The sequence below is a fragment of the Dethiosulfatarculus sandiegensis genome (assembly GCF_000931935.2).
Taxonomy (GTDB): domain Bacteria; phylum Desulfobacterota; class Desulfarculia; order Desulfarculales; family Desulfarculaceae; genus Dethiosulfatarculus; species Dethiosulfatarculus sandiegensis.
Genome location: NZ_AZAC01000036.1, coordinates 17,368 through 29,696, shown reverse-complemented (window position 1 = coordinate 29,696; position 12,329 = coordinate 17,368). Strand labels below are relative to the sequence as shown.

The window sequence follows — 12,329 nt, the reverse complement described above, 5'->3', positions numbered from 1 at the left end:
CGGCAACACCCGAAACGGCCCCGGCAAAAAGCGGGTGAAGTCAAGCGGTGGTGAAATAGAGTTGTCAGTCCCCCGCGACCGCGACGGCAGCTTCGAACCTCAGTTGATCAAAAAGGGCCAGCGCCATTTCGACGGCTTTGACGACAAGATCGTTTCCTTGTATGCCCGAGGCATGACGGTCCGGGAAATCCAGTCACATCTCAAGGAGCTTTACGCAGTCCAGGTTTCGCCCGACCTAATTTCGCGAGTGACCGACGCCGTGTTGGAAGAGGTGCAGATCATTTCCTTCCTGTCCTATCCTCACGAAATCCGAAGGGTGATCTACACCACAAACGCCATCGAGAGTTTGAATCGCAGCCTGCGCAAAGCGGTTAAAACCAGGGGCATTTCCCCAATGATCAGGCCGCCGCCAAGCTGCTTTACCTTGCCATCAAAAGCCTGGCGGAAAAGTGGAAGAGGCCGCCAAAGGATTGGACCGCAGCCATGAATCAATTCGCTATCTTATTTGACGAAAGAATTCGGGCGGTGCAAAATTGAAATCGTAAACCAAATCCGCAATTGGCTCATACACAGAAAACAAGACAGTCTCTAGCCGACGGCATCTATCCCAAAGAACGCCTGCCGGAATGGGTTAAAAACCATGTATCCCCCGCGTATGCGGGGAACACTTTCCCTCCCACTGTTTAATTTTAATTCCAGGCGGTTCATCCCCGCATACGCGGGGAACACGCTACGAATTATGGTTGGAAATCCTCGAACATCGGTTCATCCCCGCATACGCAGGGAACACCTCAGCGCCCTATGATCCCCGCTTGCTGGAGGCGGTTCATCCCCGCATACGCGGGGAACACTAAAGCTAAGCAAAAACAAGCGGATAAAGGGGCGGTTCATCCCCGCGTATGCGGGGAACACTCGGCGGCACGGACACGATCTGATCCATGCCGCGGTTCATCCCCGCGTATGCGGGGAACACATAAGGCAAGCTGGCCTAAAAACCCTCTCGGACGGTTCATCCCCGCGTATGCGGGGAACACTGATATATATAACGTTAGGTTCCGATGCTGAACGGTTCATCCCCGCGTATGCGGGGAACACGCTCTCATGTAGAATTTTTTCAGTCACACACTGGGTTCATCCCCGCGTATGCGGGGAACACCCTTCGAGCAATTATAAGAAAATGCAGGGCTTTTTTGACGGCTCTTTTGCCACCGATTTTTGGGCGGGTTTAGCGGCCTTGAAAAGTTCGCAAATCAACTGTCCTTTTTGCAGAAAAACACCCAACAGCCATGACGGATTGATAAAGGGAAGGGCTGCTTCTAGTTTGCCGGAGGGTTCAAAACCGGCCTTACTAACAAAGGATGGTCGGCCAATCCAAAACGGTTTTATGCTTTTGGGAACATAATTCCTTTCAAAGAGCGGAATTCTCGCATTATTCAGAGCCTTAATTGTAAAATAAGCAGTCCCCGACTTGCCAAAACCGCTTGTCTCGGGGTAGGCTACATGGCCATGATAATTGCAGATCTACACATACATTCGCGTTATTCCAGAGCCACCTCCCGTGATCTTGACCCTGAGCACCTCTGGTTGGGAGCCCAGTATAAGGGCATCGATCTTCTCGGCACAGGAGACTTCACCCATCCCGAATGGATCGAGCTGCTTAAGGAAAACCTGGTCGAGGATGGCAAGGGGGCCTATGAGCTGCGCCCGGACCTGGCCAAGGCCCTGGCGCCCCAGGTGCCGGCTGCCTGCCGCCGCAAGGTGCGTTTTTTGCTCTCGGCCGAGATTTCCAGCATATATAAGCGCCACGGCAAAACCAGAAAGGTGCACAGCCTGATTTTGATGCCGGATTTTGAGTCAGTGGAAAAGCTGAACCAAAGGCTGGATAAAATCGGCAATATCAAAAGCGACGGCAGGCCCATCCTGGGGCTCGACGCCCATGACCTGCTGGAGATTTGCCTGGAGGTTGATCCTCGGGTCATTTTTATACCTGCTCATATCTGGACCCCCTGGTTCAGTGTTTTTGGGTCCAAAAGCGGCTTTGACACCCTGGAAGAGGCCTTTGACGACCTTTTGGGGCATATCAATGCCCTTGAGACCGGGCTCAGTTCAGACCCGCCGATGAACTGGCGCTTAAGCGCCCTGGACCGCTTCACCCTGGTGAGCCACTCAGACGCCCATTCCCCGGCCAAGCTGGCCAGGGAGGCGGATATTTTAAACTGCCCGCCGACTTATCAGGACCTGGCCCTGGCCCTGGAAGACAGGCAGGGAGACGCCTTTTACGGCACCCTGGAGTTCTTCCCCCATGAGGGTAAATACCACCTGGACGGTCACCGCAAATGCGGCTTGAGGCTGAGCCCCCAGGAGACCCGTGACCTGGGTGGTCGCTGCCCCAAATGCGGCGGGCTCCTGACCGTGGGGGTGCTCAGCCGGGTGGAAGACCTGGCCGACCGGCCCAAGGGGTACCGTCCGCCGGATGCCAGGCCCTTTGAGTCCATTGTGCCGGTGGCTGAGGTGCTTTCAGAGGTCTTGCAAAGGGGGCCTGCCACCAAGGGTGTGCAAAGGGCTCTGCATTCGCTGTTAAACGATGTGGGGCCGGAACTTTATATCCTGCGGGAAGCGCCTTTGGATCTCTTGAAGAAAAAGGGCGGGGAGCTTCTGGCCGAGGCGGTCAGCCGCATGCGCCAGGGCAAGGTCATTTTGCAGGGTGGTTATGACGGTGAGTTCGGGGTGGTCAAGCTGTTTGACGCGGATGAAAGATCCCAGATAAAAGGCCAAAAAGGTTTTTGGGATTTGGCCCCCAGGAAAAAGGCCGCCAAAAAGACTGCTCCGGAAAAGCCTTTGCCCTTTTTGAAAACCAAAAGAAAACAAAAAGCAACCAATCCGGAAGTTGCACCCGGCATCCAGCTCAACCCTGAGCAGGAAAAGGCTGTGCTGCACGCAGACGGACACTTTATTGTCCGGGCCGGACCGGGCACAGGCAAGACCCGGCTTTTGGTGAGCCGCGCCCTTAAGCTGGTGGAGCAGGGGCTGGACCCGGAAAAGATCCTGTTGCTCACCTTTACCAACAAGGCCGCCCTGGAGCTTACCCAGCGCCTGGCTCAAGGAAAAAAGGGTCCTGCGCCCCAGGCCATGACTTTCCACACCCTGGGCTTGACTATCTTGCGGGAATTGAATGAGGCTCCCACCAGGCTGCTGGACGGTGAAGAGCGCTTGAGCCTGCTTAAGCCCATGGCCAAAGAGGCGGACCTGCGCCCCGGTGATCTGGAAGGCATGATAAGCCGGGCCAAACAGACTCTGGACCCAGTATTGGACGACCAGGCCCAAGGCCTTTTAGATGCCTATCAAAAGAGGCTTGATCTGGAAAAGGCTCTGGATTTGGATGACCTGGTGCTGAAGGCGGCCCGTTTTCTCACGGACGGCCACGAACAGGCGGTCAAACTTTGGCAGGGCAGGTGGGACCATATTCTGGTCGATGAGTACCAGGATGTAAACCCGGTTCAAACCTCCTTGATCAAGGTCCTGTGCGGGCCGGATACCAAGGTGGCGGCCATCGGCGACCCTGACCAGGCTATTTACGGGTTCAGGGGCGCGGATAAGGGATTGTTTTACCGGTTTAAAAACGATTTTCCCGGCGCAGTGGAGCTGGGGCTGGTTAAAAACTACCGCAGCACCGCCCGAATTCTGAACCTGGCCCAGGGGCTTATGCAGATGGAGCCTGATCCGGACCGGGTGAAGCTGGAGCCCATCTGCCCAAAAGGCCCGTTGCCTGAGTTTTTCACGGCCTATAACCCCGAGGCGGAGGCTGAATGGGTGGCCCGGACTATTATCGATCTGCTTGGCGGTCTGGATTCCAGACAGGTGGAGGCGGGCGCGGGCCAGGGCGGGACTTATTCAGCCGGCGATATAGCTGTGCTTTACCGCCTGCATGCCCAGGCCAAGGCCCTGGCCGAGGCTTTGGGCAGGGCCGGTATTCCGATGCAGGTGGCTGCAAGGGAGCCCCTGGGTGAGACTGATCCCATGGACTTCAAGGCCCAGCGGGTGAGCCTGCTCAGTATGCATGCCTCCAAGGGCCTGGAATTTCCGGTGGTCTTTGTAACCGGTTTGGAAAAGGGCCTTTTGCCCTATCTCCCCCCCAACCGCCCACCCGCGGAGATGGATGAGGAAAGAAGGCTCTTGTTTGTGGCCCTGACCAGGGCCCAGAAACAACTTTTTCTGAGCCGCAGTTTGCACCGGACCCTGTTCGGAAAAACCACGGAACCGGATATCTCACCTCTTTTGGAGCATCTGCCCGAAGACCTCACCAAAGAGGTGGAAAGGGTCAAGAGGGCCAAAAAACACAGGCAATTGGGGCTGTTTTAAGCAGGCTTCAGAATAGCCGCAAGACTCCTGAAAAAAACGAGTGAGCAATAAAAAGCCCCTGCCGGGGCAATCGGTTCCGGCAGGGGCTTTTTTTATCTTGCGGACAAAATGCGCTTAAAGTTAATCACCAGCCGGGTCGGGCAGGGTGGCAAACTGCGGGCAGTAGTCAGGGGCGAACTTGTAAGCCCTGAAGATCCCCCAGTTCACGGCGCCGGTGTAGTCCGGAGTCTCGCGGACATAGTGCCACACGCACTCTTTTTCCTGGGTCAGCTCGAAGATAACGCCGTTGCCGCCGCAGCAGATCAGGGTGTTGCCGTTGGGCTGACGCTGGGAGCCGGAGATAAAGGGCGAGAAGTGCACGCGGCCGTTGACGTAACCTTCCACGCCAAAGGGAGGCTCGCTGTCCCAGACCACTTCGTTGGTCTCGATGTTCACTTCCAGGGCGCGGCTTCTGTAGCAGTACATGCCGTTGTCATAGACCAGCATGTTGCCGGCGCCGGGTAGGCCGTCGGGGATGCGGTGAGCATCGTGGGGTCCGCCCATGTTGTTGTCATCGCGGGTGTCCCTGTGCTCCAGCCATCCGGTCTCGGGGTCGATGTAGGCCACGTTGCCCCAACGCCAGGTGATTTCGCCGGAGGAGCGGTCAATGATAAAGGTGCCGTCGGTGTGGCGGCTGTCGCTCAGGATGTTGCCGTCAGGCATCACGTCCACGTCGTTTACGTGGGTCCACTCTTCACGCATGTGAATTGCGCCGATGATGTCGATTTCAGGATCAAAGTGCTCGATGCCGTGCCACTCCCAGACAACCTGGCCCGAGGGGTTGATCTCGCGGTACATATCGCCGAACATGGTGCCGTCTTTGTGCTCGGTGCCCTTCAAGCCGCCGCGGACTTTCTTGGCCAGATCCTTGGGAACCGGTTCCCAGGCCACATAGATGTAGTTGCCGTTGTCCAGTTTCCTGAAGTCGTGGTGCATTCCGGGGTAGAAGTGCTCGAACAGAATGTTTGAGTCCCAGTCCACCTCCACCAGGCGGCCGTTGGCTCCACCCATGTGGTAGTCGTCAAAGCCGGGGCGGCCTTCCATGGGCTTGGCATCCCTGAGAGCGGCGACCAGGTTTCCATCGGGCATCAAGCGGGCGTACCATACGGGGAAGGGGAAGCTCCAGGTGTGGACAACCTTGCCTGTCATGTCGATCAAGAAGACCTTGCCGGGAATCTCATCGCGATTCTGGGAGGCGCGGGGAGGGAAAGGAGTCACCACCGTAAAGCCGGTGAATGCCTTTTCGCGGTCATAATGGGCCACGCCGCTTTCGTATTTATAGGGCCATGCCATGTTAAACTCCTTGCTTTTGATGACGGTTTGTCCGTCATCTCATCTCGACGTTTTTCTTTATATAGGGCAGGGAACGACCATTTTGACCTGCAAAAGCCTTATTAAGGAAGATAGGCCTGTCTGTCTATGATCGGACACCCCTCAAAAAGGCTGAGGAACTCCCCCAGCCGGTTTAACATTTTTCATGCCGGAGCTTTTTGACCCCGGTCTTTTTAAAGGCAACTTGAGCCGCCTTTGCAGACCCGGTCTAAACGGCCTGATCCAGCTTAATTTTTAACTATAACCCAAGTTATACCGAAATAACCGCTTCTGCCTATTCCTGAGTCTGGGTGGGATAGAAGCCCAGATACCCTGATATCTCGGTCGCCTTTTCCAAAAGCCTGCGGGCGTTTTCTTCTTCGTGCTCAAAAAGTATTTCCTCCGGCGAGCCGGAGATGCTCAAGGCCGCGCAGACCTCTCCGCCTTTACAATATAACGGTGCTGCCAGTCCCGCCTGAATCCTCATGTATTCACGGTCGCTGATAGCATAGCCGCGCTTGCGTGTGGCCATGAGGTCCGCTTCAATATCAGAACGTTTCAACAGAGTGTGCGGCGTGTAGGGCACAGGGGTTAACCTGTCCAGGTATTCCCTGATAAATTCATCAGAGAAAAAGGCCAGCATGGCCTTGCCCAAACCTGTGCAGTAGGCAGACAAACGGTTGCCGAAATGATAGCGCCGGGAGGCCTCGGGCTTGCCCAATGCATCTAAGGTGATCAGGACACCATCGTCTTCCCATATGGCCAGGCGGGCCATGAAGCCGGTTTCCCGAGCCAGGGCATGGGCGGATCCAGCGCCCATCTGGTTTACTTCCAAGGTGGCGGTCTGAATGGAACCTAAAATGGAGAGGCGATTCCCCAGTCGATAACGGCGGGTTTCGGCATCCTTTCTAAGTACACCTTCTTCGGTAAGGGTGTGAACCAGCCCTTGAGCCGTGGAAAGGGGTAGACCGGCCTGCTCTGCGATTTCACTCAAGGTGAGGCTGAACTGACGATAGGTGAAAAGGTTCAGGATGTTGAACGCCCGTTTTATTGACTGTATTGCCATAGTGCCTACTGTAATATGGTAGTCATTACGTTAATGTCGTAATTATAGAAGTGTTATTAGGCTTGTCAAGACGGAAGCATTAAATAAATAAAGTTTTCACAAAAAGATTATCTATAGTATATCACCTTAAAACTATATGGAATTATTATGTATCGGATACTTTATCTGAAAAGCTGAAGAACTGTTTCGCCGGATCGGACAGGGCGCCGGAATCACAATTGCCTTTATATAGATGAATGTGATTCCGGATAAGAGACAGGGTTGGGCTTTACTGACGAGTTGGGTGAAAATCCGGTTATTATTCGGTCCGGACCTCAGGCACAGAGGCTTTCAACTGCGGAAATAAGAGGTTTGGGATATATGGGTTTGCTGAATTTAAAGGCGACATAACCTTTTGGCATTGCCAGGTCTCCCCCGGTAATGGCGATGATTTTAACGTCCGGGACTTCCATCTTCATCTCGGCAATGGCTTCCAGCCCGGTTTTCCCGGGTAATATGATATCCGTGATAACCACGTCCATCTTCTGGCTGCGAAACCTGGCCAGGCCTTCTTCACCGTCTTCAGCTTCCACCGTGTCATGACCGGCCCTGGTCAGGGCTTGTCTAAGAAAGCCGCGGAACAGCTCATCGTCATCAATAATCAGTACTCGCGCCATAGTAGAGCCTCCTTACTCACCTTCCCTGGAGCTAAGAGCCTTTTTGGGCAGGCAGTAAAGGGTAATATCTCAGTTAGATGACTTTTGTTTGAATATTTAGTAATTATAAACTACCTAACTCCAGCCTAAACTGTGATGGTTTTTTTTGCAATTAATTAGAGAGGGTCGCAAAGGGGGGGCGGCATTTTCAGTAAAATTCAAGTGGATTAGATGCGAGAGGGTTCATTGACCAATATTTATCCAAATTATGAAGTTAAACGGTTTTGCCGGTTCGGGGCGCAGGCTCAAAATTATTTCCAGGGTCCAGAACGAAGAACTCGTCTTGCACCAGGGCCAGACAACCTTTGATCAAACCCTCTGCCAACAGGCCGCGGGCTGCGGATTCCCCTTTTCTCAAGGCTTCGATCCTTTGTTTAAAGGAAAGCCTGAGAACCTTGGCAACCACCTGTTCATCAGCAAGATCTCCGAGGGGATCAATCTTTGCCCCCTTTACTTTTTCCACCCCTGGTCCGCTTACCGTAATGGCGGATCCCAACCAAGTGGCCAGGGCATCGGCCCTGGCGGCGTTTTCGGCCCACACTGTGACCATATCCGCCACACCCTTGCTGAAGCTGCGCCCCTGCCAGCCGCTGGTTGCCACCCCACCCACTTGGGAGTTGCGGTCAAAAATGAGCTTCCCCAAGATAGAGCGATTTTTTGTTTTGTCAAGGCAAGGCTGTTCCACTCCCACCGTTGCCTTGGCCGAGGGGCCCAGACGAAGGGCAATGTCTCCGCCGTTGTTGACCAGAATTTTGTCGGCCCCCAGGTCAAAACCCTCCTGACAGGTCAGATCGGCCACGGCCCCGGCCACAGCGGACATGGGGCTCAAGTCCCTTGGTTTTTGCATTGCCGCCAGACGGGTCAACTCCACTACGGGGGGGAGTTTTTTTCCGGCAGGCAGTTTATATGCCCTGATCTTAAGGTAATTTTTGAACCTGGCCAGATCCTTTAAGCAGATCAACGCCTTGTGAGCAGCCTTGGCGGCAATGACCGGCACGGCCGATCCCTGCCGCCAGGCGGAGATGGTAAGGGTCATGGGGCCCCAGTCCACCAGGACCAGGTCCGGTGCTAGGACTTGGACAGGCTCCATGCCTTGGGTTCCACGGTGTTAAAGGGTTTCAGGGCCTCAATGTGGCCTCCCATGGCCTCATAATCGGCTAGCTTCATTGTATATTCTATCGGGGCCACCGTGGCCGGGGTGGGGACCCAGACAAAGGAGCCGGGCTGCACCTGCTCCACGTCTACATAAAAGGTTATACCGCCGCCGGGCCACACAAAAACAGGAGCTCCGCCGCAGGTCAGGTTGGCCTTGCCCTGGTGCACCGCCTGGGTGAGTTTCAGGGGATGGCTGGTCACGCCTCGCCTGGCCGAGCCGCCCACACCGGCTGCGTAGACCGCCGAAACCCTGGAGGGTTCGCAGGTCTGGGCCACGCTCTGGGCTGCTTCCTTTGCTTCAGGCGTTAAGTCAATAGCCTGGAAACTTCCGTTTTGGTCCAGTTCAAACAGGGCCGCGTTCTGGCCCGTAGTTTCGGTGATTAAAAGTTTGGCTCCGATCGGGGTTTTTTCGGTGTCAATACCGGATACTATATCCAAAGGGTGCTCAATATCCGTACCGCCCCAGCCTGAGCCGTGGTTGCCGAAGTAGCGGCCCGGAGTGGAGAGCCGGTATTTGAGCTGTATGCCCAGGGGAGTGAGACCCAAAAAGCGGCCCGCCGCGTGATGAGTGAACAGGCTGGTGATGTGATGGTCCAGAACCACCACCTCATCGGCCGCCTTTTTAAAGAGCGGCGCAAAGAGCCCCACTGTGGCCGACCCGCAGCCGACCCGCATTTTTTCCACCTTTTCGCCATTGATCACAGGCGCCTCGCCAACCTTTATCTCCAGTTTGGCTCCGCCTTTGATCGAGAGCTTAAGCGCCTTTTGGTTGGCAATGGCCGCCACTGCCCGGGCCGCGGCAAAACCGGCCTTCCCGGTGAGCCGGTTAACCCCGCCCACAGCCAGGATCTTGGAGCCGTATTCCTCGGTCTCCACCATGCCCACCGGCCTGCCTTCAAAACGGACTATGGAGCCTTCGGGCCCTATATCAAAGTCCGTGTCTATCTTGACCTTGACGCCAGAATAGCTTAAGGGGGCCTCGGTAAGGGCGGTGACCACATCCACGCCCTCGCGTTTATGACTCACCAGATAAGGGGCGGGGACATAGTCCGGATAGGTTCCTCCGGCTCCCACCGCGGTAACAAGGGGCTCGGTTATGGCCGGGTCCATGGGAGAGGGAAGATTTTGTTTCGCCTCTTCATAGGTGAGAAGGTCCCGGTTGCGTAAGAGTTCACCCTGCACATTGGCAAAGCGGCCGCAAGCCCCGGTAAGCCCGGGCGGCACCTGGCACCCAACCGGACAGACCTTGCAAAAAACCGCACCGGGGACCTCTTTCACCTCATCAATGACCGCATCTTTGGGGCAGACTTTGAAACAGGTGCGGCACTCCACGCAATTATCTGAGATGTAGGCCTTTTTCTTTATAATCTCAATGGCCGACACCGGGCAGTCCTTGGCGCAGGTGCCGCAGCCTATACATTTTTCCAGATCAACGATCATGGTCGCTTCCTTTTTCCTGGTCTCTTTGCTCCAGAGCTTCCATCACCCTTTCCAGGCTCATGGGCATATGGCGCATGGGCCTCCCCAGGGCCTGGCCCACTCCCGCGGCCAGGGCCGGGGCTGTGGGGATAAGGGCCGGTTCGCCCACACCCTTGGCTCCATAGGGGCCTGTGTCGCAGGGCTCCTCCACTATAAGGGAGTTGATCTCCGGAGCATCCTTGGCAGTGGGTATGTGGTAGTCTTGCAGATTCTCACTTTTGCCCGGCTTGTATTCCTCCATCAGGGCCAGGCCCACCCCCATCAGGACGCCGCCTGCGATCTGGCCTTTCACCGCCTCCGGGTTAATGGCTTTGCCCACATCATGGGCGGCGGCCACTTTTTTTATCCTGATCATGCCCGAGGCCTGCTCAACCTGGCAGAGCGCCGCCTGAACGGCATAGGCATAGGTCTCATAAGGCTCACCCTGGCCGGTTTCCTGGTCCAGGGCCTGGGTGGTTGGGTCGTAATCTCCTTCTCCCCTGGTCTCCTTGCCCTTTTGTTCCAGGGAGTGGACAACCTCTATTACCGATAAGGTTTTATCCGGATAGCCCACCACGCTTATCTTTTCGCCGCTAAGCAAAAGGTCCTGCTTGGCCGCTTCCAGCATCTCGGATGCCTCATCCAGGATCAGGGCCTTTAAATCTTCAGCCGCATTCAGGACCGCGTTCCCCGAGATATAGGTCTGACGGCTGGCCGAAGTGGCTCCGGCGTTGGTGGTGTGGTCCGTGTCTCCCCTGACCAGCTCCATGCGGCTGTATTCCAGGCCCAGTTTCTCGGCGGCCATTTGGCAAAGCACCGTGTCCGAGCCCTGGCCAATGTCGGCCACACCGGTATGCAGAATCACCTTGTTGTCAACGGTCCATTCGATCTGGGCAGTGGAAGGGTTGGAAACACCTGTGTTGCCGATTCCATAGTACATGGCGCCCAGGCCCACGCCTTCCAGATATTCCGGTGTGCTGTTCAATTCCCTCTTAAACGCCTCATAATGGGGTTTGAGCGCGTCCAGGCAGGCGATTATGCCCACGCCGCTCAAAAGTTTCTGGCCGGTTATGGTCTCTTGGCCGGGCCTGAGGGCGTTCAAACGGCGGATTTCCCAGGGGTCCATGCCGAGTTTTTCGGCCAGTGCGTCCATCTGCCCTTCGTGGGCTATGGCCGCCTGGGGCACCCCAAAGCCGCGCATGGCGCCGTACCAGGGGTTGTTGGTGTAGACCATCTTCAGGTCAACCAGGGAGTTCGGCACAAAGTAGGGGCCTGCCGCATGCACCGCCGCCCGCATGGCAACCGCCAGGCCGTAGGAGGCAAAGGCCCCGGTGTCGGCCAGCATCTCGGCCTTGATCGCGGTCAGTCTTCCTTTTTTGTCAGCGCCGGTGGTGTATACCATTTCAAAGGGGTGGCGTTTGCCTGTGGCGTGAAAAGATTCTTCCCTGGAATAGACCATGCGGCAGGGCTTTTTCAAGAGCCAGCAGGCCAGGCCCAGATAGGCCTGCACGCTGATATCGAGTTTTCCGCCGAACCCTCCGCCTGTCTCGGCCTGTATCACCCGCACCTGCTCCGCTTCCAGGCCCAGGAACCTGGTCAGGTCCGCCTGGTCGTAGTGGGGGTTTTGGGAACAGGCCTTAACCTCCAGGCGGCCGTCGACTATCCGGGCCCTGCCGCCTTCGGTTTCCAAGGCGCAATGCTCAAGCGGGCTTGTGGTGTAGGTGTTTTTAACCACCACATATGATTCTGAAAGGGCCTTTTCCACATCCCCCTTTTTGATGACCCGGGAGGAAAGCAGATTGCCTGTGGGATGCTCCGGATGAACCAGGGGGGCGTCAGGCAAAAGGGCTTTTTTATAGTCAAAGACACCGGGCAGGGGAGTGGTTTTCACGGAAACCGCCCGGACCCCTTTTTCGGCGGATTTCTGGTCTATTCCCACCACCAGGGCCACAGCCTGGCCCGGATGCAGCACCCGGTCCTCGGCCAGAAACTGCTGGTCTTTGGTCACCGGTATGATGCCCAGGCGGTTTGAGCCGGGTATATCCTTATAGGTAAAGACCTTAACCACCCCGGGCAGGGCCAGGGCAGGGGTCGGGTCTATCTCTTCAATCCGGGCCGGGGCTTCAAAAACCCTTACACAGGCCAGAACCAGGTCGCTTGGTTGTCCCTGGTCCACCCCGAATAAGGTGCGGCCCTTTACTTTTTCCAGAGCGCCTCTTTTGGCTGGGATCTCGCCTATAACCAAG

Annotated in this window: 7 protein-coding genes, 2 pseudogenes and 1 CRISPR repeat array; of the genes and pseudogenes, 3 read left to right on the top strand and 6 right to left on the bottom strand. The window is 56.0% G+C overall.

Annotation, left to right across the window (positions count from 1 at the left end):
* The 3 genes and pseudogenes from X474_RS27650 to X474_RS19340 form a co-directional block, all read left to right on the top strand.
* Positions 1-274 (top strand): annotated as a pseudogene (locus tag X474_RS27650) (transposase); the annotation flags it as partial.
* A 3-nt stretch (positions 275-277) separates the two neighbouring features.
* Positions 278-537: pseudogene (locus X474_RS27645) on the top strand (transposase); the annotation flags it as partial.
* A 164-nt stretch (positions 538-701) separates the two neighbouring features.
* A CRISPR array of direct repeats spans positions 702-1,156; the repeat unit is 28 nt; unit sequence GGTTCATCCCCGCGTATGCGGGGAACAC.
* A 344-nt stretch (positions 1,157-1,500) separates the two neighbouring features.
* Positions 1,501-4,359: a UvrD-helicase domain-containing protein gene (locus X474_RS19340; protein WP_052515422.1), complete on the top strand. Its 2,859-nt coding sequence runs from the start codon at positions 1,501-1,503 to the stop codon at positions 4,357-4,359.
* Between the two features lie 120 nt (positions 4,360-4,479).
* Here the strand turns inward: X474_RS19340 and X474_RS19335 are convergent, their stop codons facing one another.
* The 6 genes from X474_RS19335 to X474_RS19310 form a co-directional block, all read right to left on the bottom strand.
* Positions 4,480-5,691, bottom strand: a complete 1,212-nt coding sequence (locus X474_RS19335; RefSeq protein ID WP_044351257.1) for an aryl-sulfate sulfotransferase — start codon at positions 5,689-5,691, stop codon at positions 4,480-4,482.
* Between the two features lie 313 nt (positions 5,692-6,004).
* The gene (locus tag X474_RS19330; protein WP_044351256.1) at positions 6,005-6,775 is read right to left on the bottom strand and encodes an IclR family transcriptional regulator; all 771 of its coding nucleotides are present in this window, start codon (positions 6,773-6,775) and stop codon (positions 6,005-6,007) included.
* Between the two features lie 314 nt (positions 6,776-7,089).
* On the bottom strand, positions 7,090-7,431 hold the full coding sequence (locus tag X474_RS19325; protein WP_044351255.1) for a response regulator: 342 nt from the start codon (positions 7,429-7,431) through the stop codon (positions 7,090-7,092).
* 253 nt (positions 7,432-7,684) lie between these two features.
* Positions 7,685-8,560 carry a hypothetical protein gene (locus tag X474_RS19320; protein ID WP_052515421.1) on the bottom strand — a complete coding sequence of 292 codons (876 nt, stop codon included), beginning with the start codon at positions 8,558-8,560 and terminating at the stop codon, positions 7,685-7,687.
* On the bottom strand, positions 8,539-10,065 hold the full coding sequence (locus tag X474_RS19315) for a DUF362 domain-containing protein (protein WP_044351253.1): 1,527 nt from the start codon (positions 10,063-10,065) through the stop codon (positions 8,539-8,541). The genes X474_RS19320 and X474_RS19315 overlap by 22 nt, the downstream gene beginning before the upstream one ends.
* Complete coding sequence (locus X474_RS19310) at positions 10,055-12,328, bottom strand: xanthine dehydrogenase family protein molybdopterin-binding subunit (protein WP_197282194.1); 2,274 nt, start codon at positions 12,326-12,328, stop codon at positions 10,055-10,057. Before X474_RS19310 ends, X474_RS19315 begins: the two co-directional genes overlap by 11 nt.
* Position 12,329 lies beyond the last annotated feature (1 nt).

Coding starts and splice junctions, on each gene's coding strand:
- X474_RS19340 (WP_052515422.1), top strand. CDS start 1,501: ATGGCCATGATAATTGCAGATCTACACATACATTCGCGTTATTCCAGA.
- X474_RS19315 (WP_044351253.1), bottom strand. CDS start 10,065: ATGATCGTTGATCTGGAAAAATGTATAGGCTGCGGCACCTGCGCCAAG.
- X474_RS19320 (WP_052515421.1), bottom strand. CDS start 8,560: ATGGAGCCTGTCCAAGTCCTAGCACCGGACCTGGTCCTGGTGGACTGG.
- X474_RS19325 (WP_044351255.1), bottom strand. CDS start 7,431: ATGGCGCGAGTACTGATTATTGATGACGATGAGCTGTTCCGCGGCTTT.
- X474_RS19335 (WP_044351257.1), bottom strand. CDS start 5,691: ATGGCATGGCCCTATAAATACGAAAGCGGCGTGGCCCATTATGACCGC.
- X474_RS19330 (WP_044351256.1), bottom strand. CDS start 6,775: ATGGCAATACAGTCAATAAAACGGGCGTTCAACATCCTGAACCTTTTC.